The 22,115-nt window shown below is 66.1% G+C and carries 24 protein-coding genes and 3 pseudogenes; 16 read left to right on the top strand and 11 right to left on the bottom strand.

Translation table 11 applies throughout. From position 1 onward, the window contains the following. Positions 1-32 precede the first annotated feature (32 nt). A complete protein-coding gene (locus VET27_RS00135; RefSeq protein ID WP_526514365.1) occupies positions 33-1,232 on the top strand; it encodes a thiolase family protein in 1,200 nt (399 codons plus the stop codon). Positions 1,233-1,263: 31 nt separating this feature from the next. Here the strand turns inward: VET27_RS00135 and VET27_RS00130 are convergent, their stop codons facing one another. Beyond that, positions 1,264-2,898, bottom strand: a complete 1,635-nt coding sequence (locus VET27_RS00130; RefSeq protein WP_526514364.1) for a long-chain fatty acid--CoA ligase — start codon at positions 2,896-2,898, stop codon at positions 1,264-1,266. Positions 2,899-3,040: 142 nt separating this feature from the next. On the opposite strand from VET27_RS00130, the gene VET27_RS00125 reads away from it, so the two are divergent. Both VET27_RS00125 and VET27_RS00120 read left to right on the top strand, forming a co-directional pair. Beyond that, the gene (locus VET27_RS00125) at positions 3,041-3,373 is read left to right on the top strand and encodes a hypothetical protein (protein WP_526514363.1); all 333 of its coding nucleotides are present in this window, start codon (positions 3,041-3,043) and stop codon (positions 3,371-3,373) included. A gap of 77 nt (positions 3,374-3,450) precedes the next feature. Then, positions 3,451-3,759, top strand: a complete 309-nt coding sequence (locus VET27_RS00120; protein ID WP_526514362.1) for a hypothetical protein — start codon at positions 3,451-3,453, stop codon at positions 3,757-3,759. A gap of 9 nt (positions 3,760-3,768) precedes the next feature. Here the strand turns inward: VET27_RS00120 and VET27_RS00115 are convergent, their stop codons facing one another. Further along, positions 3,769-4,083 carry a hypothetical protein gene (locus VET27_RS00115; RefSeq protein WP_526514361.1) on the bottom strand — a complete coding sequence of 105 codons (315 nt, stop codon included), beginning with the start codon at positions 4,081-4,083 and terminating at the stop codon, positions 3,769-3,771. 186 nt (positions 4,084-4,269) lie between these two features. Then, positions 4,270-5,638: pseudogene (locus tag VET27_RS00110) on the bottom strand (dicarboxylate/amino acid:cation symporter). A 220-nt stretch (positions 5,639-5,858) separates the two neighbouring features. Here VET27_RS00110 and VET27_RS00105 point away from each other — a divergent pair. The 3 genes and pseudogenes from VET27_RS00105 (at position 5,859) to VET27_RS00095 (ending at position 8,971) form a co-directional block, all read left to right on the top strand. Further along, positions 5,859-6,758 carry an alpha/beta fold hydrolase gene (locus VET27_RS00105; protein WP_526514360.1) on the top strand — a complete coding sequence of 300 codons (900 nt, stop codon included), beginning with the start codon at positions 5,859-5,861 and terminating at the stop codon, positions 6,756-6,758. Between the two features lie 2 nt (positions 6,759-6,760). Beyond that, positions 6,761-8,274: pseudogene (locus VET27_RS00100) on the top strand (ATP-binding protein); the annotation flags it as partial. A gap of 7 nt (positions 8,275-8,281) precedes the next feature. Beyond that, positions 8,282-8,971 (top strand): response regulator, encoded by a 690-nt coding sequence (locus VET27_RS00095; RefSeq protein WP_526514359.1) that lies wholly within the window; start codon positions 8,282-8,284, stop codon positions 8,969-8,971. A 7-nt stretch (positions 8,972-8,978) separates the two neighbouring features. Here the strand turns inward: VET27_RS00095 and VET27_RS00090 are convergent, their stop codons facing one another. The 3 genes from VET27_RS00090 to VET27_RS00080 all read right to left on the bottom strand — a co-directional run bounded on the left by VET27_RS00090 (position 8,979) and on the right by VET27_RS00080 (position 12,377). Continuing rightward, a complete protein-coding gene (locus VET27_RS00090; RefSeq protein ID WP_526514358.1) occupies positions 8,979-10,004 on the bottom strand; it encodes an MmpL3/TtfA transport complex stabilizer in 1,026 nt (341 codons plus the stop codon). A gap of 588 nt (positions 10,005-10,592) precedes the next feature. Beyond that, entirely contained in the window at positions 10,593-11,342 is a 750-nt protein-coding gene (locus tag VET27_RS00085; RefSeq protein ID WP_526514357.1) for a DUF3060 domain-containing protein, read from the bottom strand. Positions 11,343-11,597: 255 nt separating this feature from the next. Next, positions 11,598-12,377 (bottom strand): SDR family NAD(P)-dependent oxidoreductase, encoded by a 780-nt coding sequence (locus VET27_RS00080; RefSeq protein WP_526514356.1) that lies wholly within the window; start codon positions 12,375-12,377, stop codon positions 11,598-11,600. A 67-nt stretch (positions 12,378-12,444) separates the two neighbouring features. Between VET27_RS00080 and VET27_RS00075 the strand changes: the two genes are divergently transcribed. Further along, entirely contained in the window at positions 12,445-13,218 is a 774-nt protein-coding gene (locus tag VET27_RS00075) for a DUF427 domain-containing protein (RefSeq protein ID WP_526514355.1), read from the top strand. Between the two features lie 15 nt (positions 13,219-13,233). Here the strand turns inward: VET27_RS00075 and VET27_RS00070 are convergent, their stop codons facing one another. Then, on the bottom strand, positions 13,234-13,668 hold the full coding sequence (locus VET27_RS00070) for a DUF732 domain-containing protein (RefSeq protein ID WP_526514354.1): 435 nt from the start codon (positions 13,666-13,668) through the stop codon (positions 13,234-13,236). Between the two features lie 385 nt (positions 13,669-14,053). Between VET27_RS00070 and VET27_RS00065 the strand changes: the two genes are divergently transcribed. Next, the gene (locus tag VET27_RS00065; RefSeq protein ID WP_526514353.1) at positions 14,054-14,356 is read left to right on the top strand and encodes a hypothetical protein; all 303 of its coding nucleotides are present in this window, start codon (positions 14,054-14,056) and stop codon (positions 14,354-14,356) included. Between the two features lie 114 nt (positions 14,357-14,470). After that, positions 14,471-14,779 (top strand): hypothetical protein, encoded by a 309-nt coding sequence (locus VET27_RS00060; RefSeq protein WP_526514352.1) that lies wholly within the window; start codon positions 14,471-14,473, stop codon positions 14,777-14,779. Between the two features lie 148 nt (positions 14,780-14,927). Here VET27_RS00060 and VET27_RS00055 read toward each other — a convergent pair whose 3' ends face one another. Then, on the bottom strand, positions 14,928-15,974 hold the full coding sequence (locus VET27_RS00055; protein WP_526514351.1) for an IS4 family transposase: 1,047 nt from the start codon (positions 15,972-15,974) through the stop codon (positions 14,928-14,930). A 347-nt stretch (positions 15,975-16,321) separates the two neighbouring features. On the opposite strand from VET27_RS00055, the gene VET27_RS00050 reads away from it, so the two are divergent. Further along, positions 16,322-17,137 carry an SIS domain-containing protein gene (locus VET27_RS00050; protein ID WP_526514350.1) on the top strand — a complete coding sequence of 272 codons (816 nt, stop codon included), beginning with the start codon at positions 16,322-16,324 and terminating at the stop codon, positions 17,135-17,137. 255 nt (positions 17,138-17,392) lie between these two features. Further along, the gene (locus tag VET27_RS00045; protein ID WP_526514349.1) at positions 17,393-17,740 is read left to right on the top strand and encodes a glutaredoxin domain-containing protein; all 348 of its coding nucleotides are present in this window, start codon (positions 17,393-17,395) and stop codon (positions 17,738-17,740) included. 59 nt (positions 17,741-17,799) lie between these two features. Here the strand turns inward: VET27_RS00045 and VET27_RS00040 are convergent, their stop codons facing one another. Further along, positions 17,800-18,435, bottom strand: a complete 636-nt coding sequence (locus tag VET27_RS00040; protein ID WP_526514348.1) for a class I SAM-dependent methyltransferase — start codon at positions 18,433-18,435, stop codon at positions 17,800-17,802. 75 nt (positions 18,436-18,510) lie between these two features. Here VET27_RS00040 and VET27_RS00035 point away from each other — a divergent pair, with 75 nt between their 5' ends. The 5 genes from VET27_RS00035 to VET27_RS00015 all read left to right on the top strand — a co-directional run bounded on the left by VET27_RS00035 (position 18,511) and on the right by VET27_RS00015 (position 21,693). Then, positions 18,511-19,071: an RNA polymerase sigma factor gene (locus VET27_RS00035; protein ID WP_526514347.1), complete on the top strand. Its 561-nt coding sequence runs from the start codon at positions 18,511-18,513 to the stop codon at positions 19,069-19,071. Next, positions 19,068-19,346: an anti-sigma factor family protein gene (locus tag VET27_RS00030; protein ID WP_526514346.1), complete on the top strand. Its 279-nt coding sequence runs from the start codon at positions 19,068-19,070 to the stop codon at positions 19,344-19,346. Before VET27_RS00035 ends, VET27_RS00030 begins: the two co-directional genes overlap by 4 nt. Further along, entirely contained in the window at positions 19,343-20,812 is a 1,470-nt protein-coding gene (locus VET27_RS00025) for a dihydrolipoyl dehydrogenase family protein (protein ID WP_526514345.1), read from the top strand. The genes VET27_RS00030 and VET27_RS00025 overlap by 4 nt, the downstream gene beginning before the upstream one ends. Positions 20,813-20,917: 105 nt before the next feature. Further along, on the top strand, positions 20,918-21,562 hold the full coding sequence (locus VET27_RS00020) for a hypothetical protein (protein ID WP_526514344.1): 645 nt from the start codon (positions 20,918-20,920) through the stop codon (positions 21,560-21,562). Next, positions 21,559-21,693, top strand: coding sequence for a DUF427 domain-containing protein (locus VET27_RS00015; protein ID WP_526514343.1), 135 nt, complete (start codon positions 21,559-21,561; stop codon positions 21,691-21,693). Before VET27_RS00020 ends, VET27_RS00015 begins: the two co-directional genes overlap by 4 nt. Positions 21,694-21,737: 44 nt before the next feature. On the opposite strand, the gene VET27_RS00010 is transcribed toward VET27_RS00015, so the two are convergent. Together VET27_RS00010 and VET27_RS00005 are read right to left on the bottom strand one after the other, a co-directional pair. After that, positions 21,738-21,929: a hypothetical protein gene (locus VET27_RS00010; protein WP_526514342.1), complete on the bottom strand. Its 192-nt coding sequence runs from the start codon at positions 21,927-21,929 to the stop codon at positions 21,738-21,740. A gap of 3 nt (positions 21,930-21,932) precedes the next feature. Further along, positions 21,933-22,115 (bottom strand): annotated as a pseudogene (locus tag VET27_RS00005) (hypothetical protein); the annotation flags it as partial.

The raw sequence follows: 22,115 nt of genomic DNA, 5'->3' as shown, positions 1-22,115 counted from the left end.
GCTGGAAACGCAGCGCAACGAAGGGATAGACCATGGTCCGGAACAAGAACAGGGTGTTCGTCGTCGGCGTCGGGATGACGAAGTTCGAGAAGCCGGGCCGCCGTGAGGGCTGGGACTACCCGCAGATGGCCAAGGAGTCGGGCACCAAGGCCCTCGAGGATGCCGGCATCTCCTATGACGCCGTGCAGCAGGGTTACGTCGGGTACTGCTCGGGCGACTCGACGTCCGGGCAGCGGGCGCTTTACGAGCTCGGGATGACGGGCATCCCGATCGTCAACGTGAACAACAACTGTTCGACCGGTTCCACGGCGCTGTACCTCGCCGCGCAGTCCATCCGCGGCGGCCTGGCCGACTGCGTCATCGCACTCGGCTTCGAGAAGATGCAGCCGGGCTCACTCGGCGGCGGCGCCGAGGACCGAGAGTCCCCGTTGGGCAACCACGTCAAGGCGCTCGCGAAGATCGATGAGTTCGCATTTCCGGTAGCGCCGTGGATGTTCGGCGCGGCGGGCCGCGAGCACATGAAGAAGTACGGCACCACGGCCGAGCACTTCGCGAAGATCGGCTACAAGAACCACAAGCACTCCGTGAACAACCCGTATGCGCAGTTTCAGGAGGAGTACAGCCTCGACGACATCCTGGGCGCCAGGATGATCTCCGACCCCCTGACCAAGCTGCAATGCTCCCCCACGTCCGACGGCTCGGGTGCGGCGATCGTGGTGAGCGAGGATTTCTTGGACGAGCACGGGTTGGCCCACCAAGCCGTCGAGATCGTTGGTCAGTCGATGACCACGGACTTCGCCAGCACCTTCGACGGGAGTGCGGCCAACATCATCGGCTATGACATGAATGTTCAAGCGGCCAAACAGGTTTACGATCAGTCCGGTCTCGGTCCAGAGGACTTCCAGGTCATCGAGTTGCATGACTGCTTCTCGGCGAACGAGCTCCTGCTGTACGAGGCGTTGGGGCTCTGCGCCGACGGCGACGCGCCCCAGCTGATCGACGACGGCGACACCACCTACGGCGGCCGCTGGGTGGTCAACCCGTCGGGTGGGCTGATCTCGAAGGGGCATCCGCTGGGCGCCACCGGTTTGGCGCAGTGCGCCGAGCTGACCTGGCAGCTGCGCGGCACCGCCGACAGGCGTCAGGTCGACGGCGTCACCGCCGCCCTGCAGCACAACATCGGACTCGGCGGCGCCGCCGTCGTCACGGCCTACCAGCGCGCCGAGCGGTAGCCCGTCAAGCCCGTCACCCTCGGGTCGGGCGCTAGTCGCGGTGCTCGTGCACCTCGTACTCGCCCTCGGCGTGCCGGGCACGAATGGTCTTCTTGTCGTACTTGCCGACGCTGGTCCGCGGCACCTGGTCGACGAACGTCCAGCGTTCGGGCAGCCACCAACGAACGACTCTGTCCGCCAGGAACTCTCGCAACTCCGAAGGGGTGGCGTCGGCACCTTCGTGGAGCACCACGGCGGCCAGTGGCCGTTCCTGCCAGCGTTCGTCGGGCACGCCCACCACCGCGGCTTCCAACACCGAAGGGTGCGCGATGAGGTGGTTCTCCAGGTCCACCGACGAGATCCATTCGCCGCCGGATTTGATGACGTCCTTGGCGCGGTCGGTCAATGTCACGTAGCTGAGCGGATCGATGCGACCCACGTCGCCGGTGCGCAACCACCCGCTGGCGAACTTGGATTCGTCGCGGTTCTGGTAATACGAACCGGTGATCCACGGGCCGCGAACCTCGAGTTCGCCGACCGCCTTGCCATCGTGGGGAAGCGGACCGCCTGCGTCGTCGACGATGCGAACCTCGACGCCGCACATCGGCCTGCCCTGAGTTGCCCGCAGGGCCCAGTGCTCGTCGTCGGACACGCCCGGCGGCGGCCACGCCATGGTCGCCACCGGCGACGTCTCGGTCATCCCCCATAGTTGTCGAATCTGGACGTCGAACTTCTCCTCGAACGCCTTCATGAGCGACACCGGGACCGCCGATCCGCCACACGACACCAAGCGCAGCGACGAGATATCATGGCCGGCAGACGTTTCCAGGCGGTGCATCACGTCGTTCCAGATGGTCGGCACCGCACCCGCCACGGTGGGCCGTTGCGTCTCGATGACGTCGATGATCGACTTCGCGTCCAGGAAGCGGTCGGTCAGCACGAGGTCGGCGCCCGCCATCAGCGCCGCATACGGCAGTCCCCAGGCGTTGGCGTGGAACATCGGCACGATCGGCAGCACCGAGTCCTCTGCGCCGATCCCCAGCGTATTCGCACTGCACGTGCTCATGGCGTGCAGATAGCTCGAACGATGGCTGTAGACAACGCCTTTTGGGTTGCCCGTCGTGCCGCTGGTGTAGCACATGGCCGCCGCATCGGTCTCGACGATCACCGGCCAGTCGAAGTCCGGCGACTGGGCGGCCAGAGCATCGTCGTAGCGCAACACGGTCTTGCCGGACGCCGTCAGCGGCGCGAGATCGCCCGCGCCGACCGCGAGCACGGTGTGCACGGTGTCCAGCAGCGGCAGCACCGGCGCGAGTTGGGCCGTCAACGACAGGTCGGCGACGATCACCTTGTCCTCGGCCTCGTTGGCGATGTATGCGATCTGTTCCGGCGACAACCGGATGTTCAGCGTGTGCAACACCGCACCCATCGACGGCACCGCCAGGTAGGCAGCCAGGTGCTCGGCGTTGTTCCACATGAACGTGCCGACGCGGTCATCGCCGGTGATGCCGACTTCTCTCAACGCATTCGCGAGCCGGCCGACCTGCTCGCCGAGCTCCCGGTAGCTGCCCGTGCGGTAGCGGCCGTCACCCATGGCGGTGGTGACGGTGCGATCGCCGTTGACCTCGCAGGCGTAGCGCATGATCGTCGTGACGGCCAGCGGGATGTCCTGCATCGTGCTCTGCATCTCAGTTCCTCCCTGTTGGCCGCGATGTTAATGGCGTCCGCGGCTGAAGTTGGCAGTTCGGACGGCGGAGCCGGGAGTGCAACGAAACCGGTGCCAGCGGCGATGTATGGGTGAAGGATTACCTCAAAGATAGGGGGCGCAGATGCGTCCATCGTTGATTCTCGCCACTTTCGTCACATTCGCCGCTTCGGTGTGCGTTTCCCTCGTCGCGCCGTCCGCGGTCGCGCACGCCGATCAGACGGCACAGGAGACCATCGCCCAGCTTCAGGCGGAGGGCTTCACAGTGAACGTCGACCGGGTCGGCAGCGGCCGGATCGACGACTGCGTCGTCACCAGCGTCCGCAACCCGCAGGACCAGACTCGCAACGTCCGCGACTACTACGGTCGGAGAGACGAGAATGGCAATCGCAAGTATCGGATCGTCGAGATCGTCGTCAGCCGATCGATTTCCGTGTCGCTGGATTGCACTGCCTGAGTTTCGGGTCTGCCGCCCCGATACCGCTGACACGACGATAGTGGATGATTGCCAGCAACCTGACAGGAAGGCGCACGATGCGTACGAAGTGGGCGGTCGCCGCGGCGGCCATCGGGGTATGCGGAGCCGCTCTGGCGCCTGCGGTGCTCGCCAGCGCGGAACCGGCGCAGGACGTCATCAGCCGGCTTCAGTCCGAGGGCTACACCGTCACCATCGACAGAATCGGCACGGCTCCCATTTCGGAGTGCCAGGTCACCAGCGTGCGCAATCCGCAGAGCGTGTCGCAGCTCGTGCCCTTCGTCGGTCCCGGCAACAACGGTGACCGCGTCCTCATTCCCCAGGTGACCAGCCAGACGATTTCGGTATCCCTGGACTGCACGCGCTGAGCCGAGGCTTCAGCGGCGGGAACAGTCCAGCGACACCGTGATGGAGCGGTTGACGACGACCTGAATGAATTGGTCCGCGCCACTGCGCCGGTTTATCCGGACAAGCTGCGTCTGCTCCTGGGGGTTGCGAACGCTGGTGACGTCGCAGTCCGAAAGTGGTGCGCTGCCAACGCGATCGACGTTGACGTGGAACCCCTGGGCCTCGAGCTGCCCGATCGTGACGATCGCCCCGCTCGACTGCGCCGACGCGTCTTCTGCGGGGGTGAGCAGAATTCCGACGGCCACCGCGGCCAGGGCAACCAGAGTCAACAGTGCCGAACGCATTGCAGACCTCCGTTCTCGTTGGGGGCGTGGCGATCTCGCGGTCACACCCGTCTCGTTCGGCCGAACTGAGCCGTTACTGGAATAGACGAGACGGGTCGTCGGATGGTTCACCGCACCGGGTATGTGGCGGCCCACATGGAAGAACCCGGTCGGGGAGTTCCGACCGGGTCCTTCGCATGGTGCGCCCTACACCGGCGCAGGGAGTTTCGCCTGCGCAGGCTCTTCGGCGCGTGAATCGTGGTCATCCAGCATGGTCAACTCGTCGAACAGATCCTGGCCACTGAGAACCCTCTCGACCTGTTCGCTGTCCACGGTCTTGGTCCACGAACCGACCAGCATCGTCGCCACGGTTTTGCCGGAGAAGTTCGTCACCGCGCGAGCCTCGGACATGAACCGGTCGATGCCGACGATCAGACCGACGCCGTCGAGCAGGTCGGGGCGGTGGCTCTGCAGTCCGCCTGCGAGCGTGGCCAAACCCGCACCGCTGACGCCTGCGGCGCCCTTCGAGGCGACGATCATGAACACCAGCAGCGAGATCTGCTCACCGATGGCCAGCGGCTGGCCCATGGCATCCGCGACGAACAGCGACGCCATGGTCAGATAAATCGCCGTGCCGTCCAAGTTGAACGAGTAGCCGGTCGGGACCACCACACCAACGGTCGTCCTCTCGACACCCAGGTGCTCCATCTTCGCGATCAGGCGGGGCAGGGCCGACTCAGAGGACGACGTGGCGAAGATCGGCAGGTACACGCGGGCCAGGTAGCGGACCAGGCGGAAGATTGACACCCCTGCCACTGCGCGGAGCAGCACGCCGAGTACGCCGAACACGAACAGGATGCAGGTGATGTGGAAGCATCAGCATCAGCGTCAGCAACTGGGTGACGGCGCTCCAGCCGGTCTGACCGACGACGTTCGCGATCGCGCCGAACGCACCGATCGGAGCGAGCCACAGGATCATGGCGAGCACCTTGAACACCAGCTTCTGCACCGCCTCGATGCCGCGGAGGATGCCGTCGCCCGCGGCACCCATCCCCTGGAGCGCGAATCCGACGAGCAGGGCGACGAACAACGCCTGCAGAACGTTGCCCTCGGTCAGCGACGAGAACAACGAGGTCGGAATGATGTGCTGGACGAACTCCATCGGGCCGCCGGCCTCGTGGGCGGTATCGGCCAACGCACTACCCTTGCTCGACGTCGCCTCGAGGTTGAGGCCGGTTCCCGGGCTCAGCAGGTTCCCCACGACCAGACCGATGGCCAGGGCGACCGTCGACATCGCCAGGAAGTAGACGAACGCCAGCCCACCGACCTTGCCGACGGTCGCGGCGGCCCGCACCTTGCCGATGCCCAGCACGATGGTGCAGAAGATCACCGGGACGATCATCATCTTGATCAGGCTGACGAACATCGTGCCAAGGACGCCGACGCTCTTGCCGACGTCGGGAGCGAGGAGTCCGACGGCGACGCCGGCGACGACCGCGACGATCACGGCGATGTAGAGCCAGTGCGTGCGGTCACGCTTCTTCGGTGGGGAGGACGTGTCCAGCTGGTCGGTCATGGCTGAGCTCCTAATTGCTGCGAGGTTCCTTGGTCGGACCGGCGAATGTGGTCTGCAAGGATGGTGTTCCCATAGGTGACGCGGGTCACGCTTTAGTTCATTTAGTTCGGATTTGCGCCGCAATCCGCGTGATGGACTTGTCGCGAACCGCAACCCGTGTAACCACTTGCCACTGCCGTAACCCGGGTCGGTCCAGTCGGCGCGAGGTACGTTCACCAGCGTGGTGGATGACGTGAACGAGCGGGGAGGCGAAGTCGTCACCGCGGACGGCCGCACGCTCAGCTACCTGCAGGTTGGACACCCCGACGGACCGCTGGTCATTCACAATCACGGGGGCCCCAGTAGCCGCCTCGAAGCTCGCCTATTCGCGCGTTCGGCGACGCAGCACCGGCTCCGCTTCGTATGCGTGGACCGACCCGGGATGGGACGGTCCAGCCCGCAACGAGAACGCACCTACCAAGGTTGGGCCGACGACCTGACGACCATCGCCGATGCGCTGGGGCACCACGAATTCGGAGTGACGGGCTGGTCCGAGGGTGGCCCGTGGGCACTGGCGGCGGCCGCCTACCTCGATCCCGATCGGTTGCGCCACGTCACCAGCATTGCGGGGGGAAGCTACGGAGCGTTCGGTGACAATTGGGCAGCGGATCACCTGTCGAAGGCCGACGCGCTCGGTGGCGCACTCGCTCTGCGCTTTCGCCCCGGCTTCCGGCTCATGTACGCCACCCTCGGCCTGGTCGCCAAACGGTTCCGCGCTACCTACGTGGAGCAGGCCCGGAAGGCCGTCAACGACTACGACCGACGTGTCCTTCTTCAGCCAGAGGTTGCGGCGGCGTTCGGCGAGGCGAGCGCGGAGTGCTTCGCCCACGGCAGCATGGGGTTGGTTCGCGACAGTGAACTCCTCTATCGGCGTTGGGCTTTCGACGTATCCTCGATCACGCGCCCGGTCCACATGTGGCAGGGCAGCGACGATCGGCTCGTCGCCGCGTACATCAACGAAACGGTGGCCGACCGCATGCCTGGCGCCGTCTGGCATCAGGTCGAGGGCGCCGGTCACTTCCTGGCGGTCGGCCGCGCGGACGACATCCTGGAGGTCACGGCCCAGGAACTACATCGGTGACGATCCGCAGGTGGTGGCCACGCTCGTTGGCCGGCCAAGGAATCGCCCTGCAGATCGCGGTGATCGCCGTGGTGGTGTTGGTCGGCAGCGCGCTGGCCCTGGTCGACGCCCGCCGGGATGGCGATTCCGCGGCACGCCAGCAGGTGGTCAGCATCGCGACGGCGCTGGCCGACTCCCCCTCGACGGCGCAGGCGATCGAATCGGGGAAAGCCACGCAGCTGCTGCAGCCCGTCACCGAGGCGGTGCGCACCAACACCGACATCGCCTTCATCACGATCACGTCGCCCGGCGGAACCCGTTTCACGCACACCGATCCCAGCCAGATCGGCGGCCACTACCTCGGGACCATCGAACCCGCGCTGCGCGGCGAGACGTTCAGCGAGGTGTACACCGGCACACTCGGTCCGTCGATCCGGGCGGTCGTGCCGGTGCTTGACTCCTCCGGCCGGGTGATCGGCCTGGTCTCCGCGGGCATCACGCAGCAGACGCTGGCCGAGCGTTAGCGCGACCAGTGGCCGATGATCGCCTACGTCGGCATTGGGGCCCTTGCTCTTTCACTCATCGGAGTGTGGGCGATCCGGCGCCGTCTCCTGCGCCAGACTCACGGGCTTCCGCCCGACGAACTGCGGGTGATGTACGAACATCACGACGCCATCCTGCATTCGGTGTCCGAGGGACTCGTCATGCTCGACCGAGACAGGGTGGTTCTGGTCAACGACGAGGCGCGCCGACTGCTCGGACTGGCGCCGGGCCGGGTGACCCAAGCAGATCTGCCGGAGTTCCTGCGCGACTACGCCCTGGCGCGCGCGACGAGGTGCACGTCACCGACGTCGCCGACTCAGCTCATTCGGAAGTGGTCGCCGTCCGGGACCGTACCGAATTACAGGGTGCGCTGGGCGAATTGAGCTCGCTGCAGATCCTGACCGACTCGCTGCGCGCCCAGGCGCACGAGGCGGCCAACAAGCTGCACACCGTGATCACCATGGTCGAGATGGGCCAGCCGGATGACGCGGTCCGATTCGCGACCGACGAGTTGGCCCTGTCCCAGCGCTTGGTGGACCGGTTGTCGCACGACGTCGGCGAACCGGCACTCGTCGCGCTCTTGCTGGGCAAGACGGCGCAGGCAGACGAGCGTGGCATCGCCCTGACGATCACCGAGGACACGAATCTGCCGTCGGACACGGACGACGTGCCGCTGTCGGCGCAGGAGATGATCACCGCGCTGGGCAACCTGATCGACAATTCGATGGACGCGTGTGACCGCGAGGATCCTTGGGTCGAGGTGACGGTGTCCTTGCAGGAGGCGGAGTTGTCGTTGCGCGTGGCCGATAGCGGTGCGGGTATGGATGACGACGCCTTCGAGCGTTCCATGCAGCGCGGCTACTCGACCAAGTCCGGTATCGAACCCGAGCAACACGGCCTGGGCCCGGCGCTCGTCGCCCAAGTGGTGCGGCGACACGACGGAACGCTGACCGCCGACGTGACGTACGGATCCGTCGTCACGGTGACGGTCCCGGGGAGCAGTGATCTCCGTACTGATCGTCGAAGACGATCCGGTGATCGCGGAAGCTCACCGCACGTATCTGACTCGGCTGGAGGGCTTCTCGGCGGTGGCGGTGGTCCACACGGCGCGCGACGCCATGCAGACCGCGGCGCAGGCCGCCGCCGCCGAGATGCCGATCGACCTCGTGCTGCTGGACCTCGGGCTCCCGGACGCCAGCGGGATCAGTCTGGCATCGGCACTCGCCGGACTACGGCCCGCGCCTGACATCATCGCGATCACCTCAGAGCGCGATCTGGAGATGGTGCGCGCAGCCGTCGCCCACGGTGCGCTCGCATACCTGTTGAAGCCGTTCACGTTCGCGGCATTTCGCGACAGGCTCGAGCGGTATCGGCGCTACCGTTCGGCTCTGCCCGCCAGCGTCGACGCGGCAAGCCAGGCCGAGGTGGACCGTGCCATGGCGGAGTTGCGCATCGCGACCGACAAGTCCGTGGCCCCGAAGGGCGCCGCACCGCAGACCAACGACGACATCGCCCGTGCCGTCCGTGACGGCGCCGACGGTTTGACCGCCGATGCGGTCTCGAAACAGGTTGGCGTGTCGCGGGTCACCGCGTGGCGATATCTCGAGCGACTGGCCGACGACGGCGCCGTGACGCGGCACACCGACTACGGTGGCGCAGACCGACCGAAGACCCGCTACCTGTGGCGCTAGGAGTCGCTCAGGCGCCCGCGGGTGTCAGTTCGCGCGACGTCGGCGCGACGACCGACGGGGCTGCGACGAACTGCGAGTACAGCATTGGCATCGGCGATGCGACCGCGTACGCGCTGACGCCACCGTCGTAGTCGGCGACGTACAGCCGATCGCCGCGAAGCGCGATCGCCGACGGTCGCGCGCCCACCGACACCGTGGTGACGACGCTGCGGTCATCGGTGTCGATCACCGCGACGTGATCGTAGTCGACGACGTAGGCGTGGGCACCGTCGTCGCTGAGGGCCAACTGCGTGGGAGCCTGTGCGACGGTGACCATTCCGGTGATCCGGTTCTTGATGAGGTCGACGAAGTGCAGCGCGCCACCGTCGGCGATGTCGGAGGTCAACACGTAGGCGGTGCTGTCCATGCCGAGCTCGAGACCACGGATGGGTGCACCGATCTCCAAAGTGTTTCGCACCCGCGAAGATTCGACGTCGACGGTCAACAGCCGGCTGCTGCGCGCGTCCGACACGGCGACGTAGAGGCGCCGACCCGTGGCATCGAGGCACAGTGCGTCGATGGTGGCGTCCGCACCCTTGGAGACGTAGATGGTGCCGACGCGCTCGGCGGGGACGTCGATGACGGCGACGTCGACGCCGTCCTCGCCTGCCCGGCCCGCGTAGATGCGCTTGCCGTCGGGGCTGGTCGCCACGGCCGTGACGTTGAAGGAGAGCGGGTATTCCTTGAGGACGTCACCGTTGACGGTGTCGATCACCGCAATGGCGTCGTAGCTTGCCGACGACACCGCAACGAACGCGCGGTCGTCGGAGACGGCGACCGTGGTGGGTTGGCCCGCAAAGACTCCGCCATGCACGGCCAGGGTGTCGGCGTCGAGAACGGCGATCGAGTCGTCTCTGAAGTTGGACACCACGACGGTGTCGGCGTCGACGGCAATGTCGGAGATCGGGCCACGCCCGACCATCGTCGACTTGAGCAGAGCGACGTCCTGATTTCCTACGGTGACGCTGTTCGAGCGCGCAATAGCATTAGCCATGTTTTCTTGGCACCTCCGCCGGCATCACTCGGGCCGGCAATCGATTCGATCTGGTCGCCGCTCCGGTGGAAGCGCGGTCGCAACCGAGTTTAGCGACGAATAGTCGGCCATTCCGCTGCCTCTGCAGGGGGCCGAGCGAGGTATCCGTAAACCTCTCAGGACACGCTTAAGAAAATTTTCGTTACAGCATCGTTATCTTTGTCTCGCAACATCTCCGATCGCCCCTGCCTGCATCTTTGCGTCGCTGGCGAAGAGCGCGCGGGCCCCGTGAGCAAGGGTTCAGATAACGATTCCTTACTCTTCACACTGAAAGTGAGCGGTAGATCACAGGCGACACGACAGCAAATTCTTCGAGTTCTGCTGCGTTAACTGACGTAAGTGGCTGATGAGGCTGTTGTGGCGTCGCGGAAGAGTAAACACTTCGAGGTCAGCCGTTCGCTGGTTGCCCGGTGTTCACCTGGAGTTCGGCATCTCATAGGGAGAATAATCGGGACCCGATCGGCGTTACACCACACGGCTTGGTCCGTTGGCGATTCATCCCCGAGGTCGGTGGACCGGCCACTCACATCTGTTGCACGCGTTCAGGTTTCAGCCCTGTTCGACGACGTTAGAGTTGCCCGAGTTCTCGATCTCGGGCGTACCCGACAGGTACGTCACCCGGTTGTTGAAGCCGGAGGCGCTGATGATGGCAGCCGAGTCGACGGTGACGGTGTTCTCGACGCCGGAGACCGTGACGCTCCGGCACTGCCCGGTGATCACGACCGTATTGTCGACGCCGCTGACGTTCACGACGCTGTCATTGCAGGCGATCGTCTTGTTGTCTCCGACGCCCGCAACGCTGATCTCGCCGCCGGGAGGTCCGACCGGGGCCGTCGGCGCGATGGTCAATGCCGGCGACCGGTTGCCGCCGCTGCGACTCGGTGAGCCGTCGAACGGCCCGCCACCGCCGCCGGACGCCGTCGGGCTGCCCTGAAACGTGTCGATGAACGAGTTCACGTTGGAGAACACGTTCGCGAACAAGATGATCGTGCCGCCGATGACGGCCACCAGCACTGCTGCCGCTACCGCGTAGACGATCCACCCACGGCCGGCTCCCCCGGTCGTCGCCATTGGCACGGGCGGGAACGGCGCGCCGTAGGGCGACTGCGGGGCCGTGTACGGGGACTGCGGAGCGGTGTACGGGGCTTGCGGAGCGGTGTACGAAGGAGGCGCGGTGTAGCCCCCGCCGTACTGTCCAGACCCCATCTCGTAAGAGCTCTGCGTCAGTTCCGATGGCTGTTCGCCAAGGGAGCGTTCCAGGTCTCGGATACGGGCCTCGGGATCGTCTTGCGAGCTCATCCGCAGATGCTTGCACACCAGATGCGGCGGCGGCGCGGTGTCAGCACGATTACCCGAGCCAGTAGTGGGAGTCTGCACCTCTCAACAAGGAGCTTGTTGGTCGTGGCGGCAGCGGCCCCGGTGCACCGACGATCAGGGGGTGCAACAACTCATCACCGGTCGCAGCGTCCCGTCTCGGCGTACTGCGGAAGCCCCACGCTAACGCGACGACACCTGCCCCGGTGGGCATCTCGGTGAAACCGGCGATGCGGCCACCTAATTGGACTTCAGTAGCTGATGCGACACCTCGAGCATCACGCGTCGCGGCGTGAACCGGTAGCCGGTGGCCAGGAGAGCGTTCTTCAAGCCGGAGACCACGGTCGGCGTCGACTTGTCAATCGCGGCCATCGCCGTGTCGACGACCTGCTTCGACGTCTGCCTGCCGCTGGTGAGGAATTCTTCGCCGGTCCGCGCGAAGAACTCGGTCTCGGTGGCGCCGGGGCACAGGGCCAGCACGCGAACGCCACTGCCCTTGCTCTCCTTCCACAGCGCCTCGGTGAACGACAGCACGAACGCCTTGGTCGCGCCGTACACCGCCATCCCCGGAGTCGGCTGAAAGGCCGCGGTGGACGCGACGTTGAGAATCAGTCCGTGGCGGGCCTTCGTCATCGCCGGTAGGTAGAGCGCGGTCAGCTCGACCAACGTCACGCAGTTCAGCTGCACCTGGGCGGCGTTCGCTTCCGCCTCCTGGCCGCCGAAGTCGCCGTGCAGGCCGACGCCCGCGTTGTTGACCAGGATGTCGATCCGGCGCCCGAGCTCGCTCACCTTCGATGCGAGGTCGGCGGCAGAACCGGGCAGCGACAGATCCGCGGCGACGACGTCGACCTCAAGGCCGGGGCTGGTCTCGAGCAGGCTGCTCCGTAGCTCGGCCAGCTTGTCGGCCCGCCGCGCGACGAGGACCAGGTTGACCTGGCGCCTGGCCAGTTGACGCGCGAACTCCTCGCCGATTCCGCCGCTGGAACCGGTGATCAACGCGGTGTCGTTCTTGAGGTCCATGTGGGTACTCCATGCTTGTCAGGGCAAATGAACGTACGAGTTACGGCGGCAATCCTATGGTGGAGTCATGACCTCGGGAAGCGTTCCGGATTACCCGCAGATGGCCGCGGTGCGCGGCCGCGTCGAGCCTGCCCCGCGGCGCGTGCGCGGATTCGTTGGAGGCCACTCGCTCTTCGACACGACGGCGGCGCGCTACGTCTGGGAGGTTCCGTATTACCCGCAGTACTACATCCCGCTCGGTGACGTGAACAACGAGCTGCTGACCGACGAAAACCATCCCCAGCGAGTGCAATTCGGGCCATCGAGGCTGTACTCGATCACCGTAAGCTCCGACGAGACGCCCGCGGCACGGGTGTTCGACGCCGACGGTGACGGACCGGTCGCGGGATTCGTGCGGTTCGAGTGGGAAAGCGTCCAATGGTTCGAAGAGGACGAGCTGATCGTCGGTCACCCCCGCAACCCCTACGTCCGCGTCGATGCCCTGCGCTCGCACCGTCACGTCAGGGTCGAACTCGACGGCACGGTCCTCGCCGATACACACAGTCCGATCCTTCTCTTCGAAACCGGTCTGCCGACAAGGTATTACATCGACCGCACCGACGTGTCCTTCGATCACCTCGTGCCCAGTGACACCGAGACGTTGTGCCCGTACAAGGGCACCACGACCGGCTACTGGTCGGTGCACCTCGGAGACGCCGTCCATCAGGACCTCGCCTGGACCTACGAATACCCGCTGCCTTCGGTGGCGGCCATCGCCGGTTTGGTCGCCTTCTACAACGAGAAACTCGACATCGTGCTCGACGGTGTGAGGCTGCCGCGGCCGAGCACGCACTTCGGCTAGGCGGATACTGACTTCTCAGATGCCTGGGATGCCGAGGCCGGACAGTCCCGGCAGTCTGGACAGACCCATCTGGGCGCCCTGACCGAGCCAGTTGCCATTGGCCAGCGACGCCATCATCGACGGGCAGTACATCGAGATGGCAATGCTGGTGAAGAGGTTGGCCATCCCCGGCGAAACCCCGTTGGTTCCACCCATCTGGGATGCGACGGCGGCGAAGTTGCCACCGGGCTTTACGAGAAGAGGGCAGATGGACTGCGCCATCGTGACGGCCATGTTCGGATCGGCGACCGAGACACCGGAGTTGGTGAGTGCGGACAGAAAGCTGTCGCTCATCGCATCGGCGTGCGCCGGCGCTGGAGCGGCACTGGCTGCGACCACGATGCCCACGGAGATGGCCATCGCGCTCGAGGCCTTCGCCGAGACGTCGATCAAGCCCGAAATGATTGTCATGGGATCTCCTAGTTGGATCACGAAACTGAATCACTGCTGTAACTTCTGGAACACTGCTCTACTCCAGTAACATTTTGAACACGACGCGGCCACGGTTTGCACGCTATGCGTTTCATGAGCGGGGCACGAGCGGGCCCGGTGCGACACTGCCCCGTCCTTGGCCCACGCCTCTCCGCTCCACCGACCGGCACATGAATCACAGGCGCCATCAAGGGAATTGATGCGTCGCCATGGCCAGTACAGGCGCAACCGAACGGAACCTCGGCATCGCGATTCTGCGACGACACGCCGAGCGCGCGGTCACGGCACGGCGAGTCACCCGCGCTTCGGAGTCGAGAGCCCCCACGACTATGCGGGCATTAAGGAATGATGAGAGGATCCGACCGTGGTCGATGACGCGGGAAGCGCTCAAGCGCTGGCACTGTTGGGTGAGCTGTACGGACACGTCGACGACATCTCGCACAAGCTCGAGGCCGCCGAATCTCGCAACCGGCGCGCACGCGCTCGCGGGAACACCCGCAAGGACCCCATCGCGGGCATTTTGCGGCGCGAGCTCTATGAGGCCCATCGTTTGATCGACGGTCTATACCGGCGCTACCCGCAGACGGCTCCGGAGTCGCGTAGGCATTTGAGCGGCCATCATCGTCGAGGGGTCAACGCGTCGCCGCCGTCGGCAATCTCCAGCTGATCTCCACACAACCTCCATGCAGTGAGGTACCGCTGAGCCGCACCATTCATTCGAGTCACGAATCACCAACTGAATCGGAACATCTCCGAGGTGACACGAATGAGAGGAGCGGTCATGCGTACCGCATTGTTCATCCAAGCAGCAATTGCCGCGGCAGCCATCGGAGTGCTTGCCCTGCCGGCCATTCCGGCCAGCGCGGCCGAGTCCGCGATCGTCACGATCGGTCAGCTCGAGGCCCAGGGCTTCGACGTCAAGCTCGACCGCATCGGGAGCGCGCCGCTGGACCAGTGCGTGGTCACCAACGTCCGCAACCCGCGGGAACGGACCGAGATCATCCGAGTTGACGGGGCGGGCCGCGACCGCGTCATTCCGGTCGTCGTCGCCCGCACCGTCACGGTGTCGCTGGACTGCTCGAACCGATAGAGCACCTGTCGGGGATCACGACGCTCTAGCGACCCGGGGGTTCCCGTGTTCTGGCCATGCTCGTGGTTAGGCTCGACGAGTCATGACGAAGCGTTGGGTACTACCGATTCTGCTCTGCGTCCTGCTACTTGGCTCGACGAGTTGTTCGCTATTTTCGAGTCCGGACCCGCAAGACGCGTTTCGCGCGTTCGCCGACGCAATGGCCCGCAAGGACGGCGGCGCGGCAGCCGCGAGCACGGACGATCAGACCGCCGCGAGCGCGGCAATCACCTCGATGTTCAACGGCATGGGCAAGGACGCGACGCTGAAGGTCGACTTCAGCAAGCCGGGTGATGACGAGAAGACCGCAAAACTGACGTATTCGTGGTCGTGGGGACCGAACAAGTCTCTGAACTACGACGCGGCGGCGACGGCGACGCAGTCCGGCGACGACTGGCGCGTCGGTGACCGGATGCAGTTTCAGTGCTGACTGCACCCGCCACAGCAGCTGCGCCCCGGTGGCGGCGGCCTCGTCCCAGAATTCTCGGCTGTAGAACCCACGGTCGGCCAACACGAGCATGCCAGGTTCGACACTGGCCAACAGTGGGCGGGCCAGTTCGCGCTCATCGACGCGCACCCCGCCCAGGTGTGCGTCGATCACGGCATGGGTACCGCATTCGCCCAGGCCGAGCACTTTGACCTTCGGGTAGGGGGCGTCCAGACCAAGGCTGACGCCGCGACCGAACTCGTCTTCGTTGTCGGCGGTGTCGGGGATATCAAGTTGGACACCGTCGATGGCCATAACCCGCAGGTCCCCAAGCCAGGCGCCGGGGGTGCCCGCCCCGGCCAGCGGCCGGGGCACCCGTAGGTAGAGTTCGCGCGTCGGCTCAGCGCCCAGGCGTGCGCGGGCCTGACACAGCGCCGAGGACGTGGGTACTTGCCAGTCGTCGTCCCAGGACCGCAGGAACCGCAGCCCCTCGACGAGTTTGCGCATCACCTCTTCGTAGGCGTCGTCGAAGAACAACGTCATCGCCAGCACGAAATACACGACCACCCGGGCCGGTAGCAGGCGGCGGCGACGCTCGGTGCGGCCGGTGTCGGCGAGCACCTCATCGACAAGATCGCGGTGCACCAGTCTGGTCAGCACACCCAGGCCGATCCGGTCGGTCAACCGGTCCGCGTGACCGTATTCACCACCCGGGTCACTGTCGGTCACAGGTGCTAATGATACGTGGAATCCGTTGTTGCACAACCATTCTAGGAGGCAATATGAGCCCCGAAAACGACCGGGTCCACCGAATCACCTTCGCCAGATCAACCCACAAGTCATCAGCCAAAATGCCACCGCTACAACATGTTTCCCCAACAAAAGGCGCTGAACTGCGGTAACGCTAAAGTTAACGGCATTGATCGTGAAGCCCGACGGTTTCGCCGCCGATCTGCATCGCAAACCCGACGTGCTTCGCCGCCTTGCCGCGACGCTGGCGGCTCGCAACCCGTGGGCCGAGGCCGTTCCGAAGGACGTCGGACGGGTGGTGCTACTCGGGATGGGATCCTCGGCCTATGCGGGGGGCGTCGCCCGCGGCCCGGATGCGCGCACGTGGCCTGGTCGCCTCGTCGGAGCTGGCATCGTCGAAGCTGCTTCCCGATTGGATTGGGGGAACTCTCGTCGTGGCGACGTCGGCCAGCGGCGGGTCGATCGAAACCCTCGATGCCCTGAGCAGACTCCCCGACGCGGTCGACACGATCGCGTTGACCAACACGCCGGGCTCAGTGATCACCGAACGCTGCCACGCCGTCGTCGACCTCGACGCCGAGCCGGAAGTCGGCGGTGTGGCCTGCCGCAGCTACCAGCACACCCTGGCCCTGCTGCTGGCCCTCGAATGCCATCTCCTCGGCGAGGACACCGCCGCGCTGGCAGCGTCCGTCGCCGCCGCGGCCGATGCCTGCGAACACCTCATCGCCACCGAGTCCGATTGGCGGCCAACACTCTCCGAACTTCTGCTGGGACCCGCGGGCACCCACTTCGCCGCACCGGCACACCGATTCTGCTCGGCCCAGCAGGCCGCCCTCATGCTCCGCGAGGGCCCACGCCTACCTGCGGTCGGATGCGAGACCGGGGACTGGAGTCACGTCGACGTCTACCTGACCAAGACCACGGACTACCGACTGCTCGTCTTCGCCGGCTCGGCGTGGGAGGCACAGCTGGCCGAGTGGACCACCGCACGCGGCAGCATCGTCGTGGGCGTGGGCGGCGACGTCCCCGGTGCTTGGCGGCAACTCCGCTACCCCGGCGACGCCGACGACGACGTTCGGCTGCTCGCCGAGGTGTTGGTGCCCGAGCTGATCGCCGCAGCGGTGTGGCGGGCTGCGAACTAGTGTCGGTTCGCGGCGAACGCGGCCGCTTCGTTCACCATCTCCGTCCGGACGTAGGCACCGTGGGCGCACGTGTCCGGGCCGCTCGGTGGCACCTCGGACGAAAGCGATCTCGATGTGATGGCCGGCGAACCCAGCTCTTGCGGACCCTGCGATGTGGGAATCGAACGCGCTGCGGAAGATTGGTGCGGGTCCGCCGTGTTCCCCGTCAAGAACGTTGACCCGCCCAACCCAGGTATCGGCGAAGGAAGATGGCCCATGAGTACTGCTCACTATGTCGACGGCGTCGAGGTGTTGTGGCGCCCCGGCTGCCCGTTCTGCAGGAGCCTGCGCAGGGGGTTGCGGCGCCGGGCCATCACGACGACCGAGATCGACATCTGGCAGGACCACGCCGCTGCTCAGCGGGTGCGCGCAGTCACCGGCGGCGACGAAACCGTCCCCACGGTGTTCGTCGGCAGTCTGGCGCTTGTCAACCCCAGTGTGCGAGAAGTCGTCAACGCGGTCCGGCACGAGTTCCCTGACCGCGCAGCCGAGATGCTCGGCGGCGCGGCGGACACGGCACGACGGAGCTGGTGGTCACGGACGTTCGGGAGCGACTCCGGATGACGGCGCGCTGGGCAGGCACCTGCGGGTACGGCGCCCACCGCCGCGGCTGAGCGAAGGTGTCAGTGGTCGCGATCGGTTACCGAACCCACCCGGACCTGGATGTGTCCGCCGCGCACGGATGCCGCACGAACATTCGATAGCGATTCGACCGCGGTCCATGGATGAGCGCCGATGTCGGATCCGCCGAGCCGGCAGGCCAACCGAGCGAGCGGGGTCCACACCATGGCCCAGCCGACTGGTTGCTGCATGTCAACCACCGCCACCCGGCCACCGACGCGGGTCGCCTTCGTCATGGCCGACACGGCCCGTCGCCAGTCCGACATCAGCGACAACGCGTAGGTGCTGATGGCGACGTCGAAGCCGCCGCCCGAGTCCACGGTCGCATCATCCACCGTGGTCGCATCCGCTTCGATGAGGCGCACGTTGTTCCATCCCGCCGAATCCGCTCGCCGTCGGGCCTGTTCGAGCATCTGCGCGCTGGCATCGACGGCGGTGATCGACCCGGTCGGGCCGATCCTGTGCTGCAGGGGGGCGAAGTTCAAACCGGTGCCACAGCCGACGTCGAGGACATGGTGGCCTGGCCGTAGGGCCAGAAGATCGATCGCCACGACGCGGCCGGCACCGTAGACGGGCCATTCCAACGAGATCCGATCGTAGAAGCGCGCCGAGGCCGTGTATCGGGCTGGTCGTGCCATCGGGCAGTCCGTTCGTCGAAATCAGCACAAATCGTCTCTCACGGGAACACCGGGGGCAGTCCCGGGGGTTTCCTGATGGTGGACCCACCTGAGATCGGCGACCAAAGCGCGCAGGCGGAGGGATTCCGGCGCTTCGTGGAACCCGAGATCGTGGTGTTGCTCCGGGTCGCGCACACTCTCGTAGGGTCCGCGGACGTCGATGATCTGGTGCAGGAAACGCTAGTGCGCGCGTGGCGCGGGATGGACCGATTCGACGGCCGATATCCGCGGGCCTGGTTGCTGACCATACTGAGGAACACGAATATGAACATGCACCGACGCCGACGCCCGGACAGCGTGGACGATGTCGCGTCCTTGGCCGACGCCAGGCCCGCGTTCGGGATCGACCCGCCGAGCACCGAGGACCGGGTCATGGATTTCTTCCTCACCGACGACCTGGAGGAGGCGGTGCAGAGCTTGGATGCCAAGTTCCGGACCGTGCTGTTGTTGGTCGACGTCGATCAACTCACGTACGCCGAGGCAGCTGAAGCACTGGGCGTGCCGGTGGGAACCGTGATGTCGAGGCTCAGCCGTGCGCGCGCCCGCGTCCGTCGTCATCTCCGACCCAACTTCGCCGCCGTTCGGGGGCCCCGATGATCAGGGCTATCCGGATGATGCTGACGTGCCACTGGTCGGCGCGTCGAATCCAGCGCTACCTCGACTCCGATCCCGCGGCGCTGCTCGACCCGAGCGAGATTCGCCGGTTGGAGGCTCACCTGGCCGAGTGCGACAGGTGCCGGGCCGCCGCCATCGAGTTCCGCCAGATCGACACCGCCCTGTCGCGGTGGGCTCTGCGGCGGATGCCCGACCCGCAGAGCGTCACGCACATGCACGACGTCATCGATCGCCTCGTCCGCGGCGATCTGCAGTGACCAGTGCCGCGCACACCGACGCAGGGCATGCGTCTGAGCTGCCCGGGGTGGCCGATCTGGTGGTGATCGGCGGAGGCACCGCAGGCATCGTCGCCGCGAAGACCGCCGCTGGATTCGGTGCGAAGGTCATCCTGATCGAACGCGATCGCACCGGCGGAGACTGCCTGTGGACCGGTTGTGTGCCGTCGAAGGCGTTGATCGCCGCGGCATCCGCGGCCGCCGCGATGCGTGATGGACGCACATTCGGGATCACCGCCTCGACCGTGACCGTCGACTTCCCCCGCGTGATGGAGCATGTTCGGGGCGCGATCGCGACCATCGCCCCCGTCGACTCCCCGCAGGCGCTCACCGAGGCGGGAGTGACGGTGCTCGACTGCGCCGCCCGCTTCACCGGTCCGCGCACGCTCGCCGTCGGCGACGACGCACTCACGTTCGCCCAGGCCGTGATTGCCACCGGCGCCCGCCCCGCCTTACCCGACCTTCCAGGCCTGGAGACCGTCGATTACCTGACGAGCGAAACGATTTGGGACCTCGTCGAGCTGCCACGGCGTCTGCTCGTTCTCGGCGGCGGGAGCATCGGCTGCGAGCTGGCCCAGGCATTCGCCCGGCTGGGCTCCGCGGTCGCGATTGTAGAATCCGCGAATTCCCTGGTCCCACAGGAGGATCCGGCCGCGGCCCGCGCACTCACCGCGTCGATGATCGCCGACGGAGTCGACGTGGTGACCGCTACCACCGCACAGTCGATCACCGAGCAGACGCTCACGCTCGCCGACGGTCGCCTGGTCCGGTTCGATCGTGTGCTCGTCAGTGTCGGCCGCACCCCGCGGACCGACTCGATCGGACTCGAGAACGCCGGGGTCACTCTCGATCACCGCGGCTACGTCAAAGTCGACGACCATCTGCGCACCTCGAACCCGAGAATCTGGGCAGCAGGCGACCTCACCGGTCACCCACAGTTCACGCACACGGCGGGAATGCACGGCAGCATTGCCGCGACCAACGCGATCCTCGGACTGCGCCGCACCTTCGACAAGACCGGCGAACCCCGCGTCACGTTCACCGACCCCGAGATCGCCGTGGTCGGGATCGACCCGCGAACCGCCCGGCGGATACCCGGACTGCACGTACAGACCCTGTCCCACTGCCACCTCGATCGCGCGGTCACCGAAGCCGACACCGGCGGCCACACACAACTCGTCCTCGACCGTCGGCACCGCATCGTGGGGGCGAGCATCGTCGGCCCACACGCGGGCGAGACCATCGGCGAATTGGTGTTGGCGGTCAAGCACGGAATGCGCACGCGCGACCTGGCCGGCGCAACCCACCCCTACCCTACCTACAACGACGGGCCCTGGAACGCCTCGATCGCCGACGTCCGAACCCAACTAGCGCGTCCCACGACATCGCGGCTCATCGCGGCGCTCGCCCGCGTCCGTAGGTCCTGGCTTCGGTTGCAGGACAAATAGTTCCGACTCGGGGACCCGACCGGGAAGGCTTGGCGCCAATCACCGGGTTTCCGCAGTGAGGGGGAGCAAGGATTCCCCCGACACGGCACCGCGAGGAGCAGAACCATGTCATCTAGCACCACTGCGCACACCGACACAAAGGCCGGCTTCGGACGCACCCTGGTCGTCGGCGCCATCGCCGGAGTGATCGCGTCCCTGGTCATGGCGATGTTCGCCATGATCGCCGCCGCCACCTATCAGCATTCGGGATTCTTCACCCCGCTGTATCACATCGGATCGGTGCTCATCGATCCCTCGACCATGATGGCGTCCATGCAGCAGGCGATGGCCGGCTCGAACTTCTACTTCGCATTCGGTCCCGCCGTCGTCGGCGCCGTAGTGCACATGATGGTCGGGGCCATGTACGGGATCGTCTTCGCGGTGATCGTGCGGATGGCCAGACTACGCGGGGTCAACCTGCTGATCGCCGGAATGATCTACGGTGCAATCGTTTTCGCCGTCAGCACGTGGATCGGACTGCCGCTGGCCGCGGCGATCCTCGCGAGTGGCGACCAGATCGCCAACATGGCGTCCATGGTCGGCTACGGCACCTTCGTCACCGAGCACATCATGTTCGGTCTCGCGACAGCGCTGGCCATGTTGCCGTTCACACGCCGAGCAACCGCCTTGCCACCTTGCCCGGGGCGGGGCGGGAGCCTGTCCGCAGTCCTCGCCTACGCCCCGACAACGCCCGCGTGGGAGACACCGTGATCGCGTCTACCGACGACCCCGTCGTCGTCGAAGGCAATGTGTACTTCTCCGAACACGACGTCGCCGACGGCGTACTGGTCGCGAACAAGGCCAAGAGCCTGTGCTTCTGGAGGGGTGTCGCCAGCTACTAGGACGTGGCGACTGACGGCACGCACCTCCGCAGCGCGGCGTTCACCTAAGGCCACCCGTCACCGTTGGCCCGGCGGTGTCGCCGCGTGTAGGCCGCCATCGCCGCGTCCGGCTCGGGCTGGGTGAGCGTGCGCGCCAGCGCGGGTGCGGGCGTATGCCCAGCGAGGAAGACGCGCGCTCGCCGGTTGACCTGCACATTGCCGAACCACTGGGCCCGGGTGCCGAACCCGGAGACCACCAATTAGTCGCCCGACGCAGGATGGTCGAAGACCTCCAGGACGAGGTGACGTTTGGCGCCGGAGCGTCGCGCAATGTGTTCGAGCATCGACATCCGCGACCCAAACAGGAATCCCAGCCGCGCGGTTCGGATGCAGCCGATTCCAGCCGCTCCCCGGGGCACGCGGAACCGTGCGACCGGTGGACG

Source organism: Mycobacterium sp. (assembly GCF_035633495.1).
Taxonomy (GTDB): domain Bacteria; phylum Actinomycetota; class Actinomycetes; order Mycobacteriales; family Mycobacteriaceae; genus Mycobacterium.
This window is presented reverse-complemented; position numbering and strand designations above follow the sequence as displayed.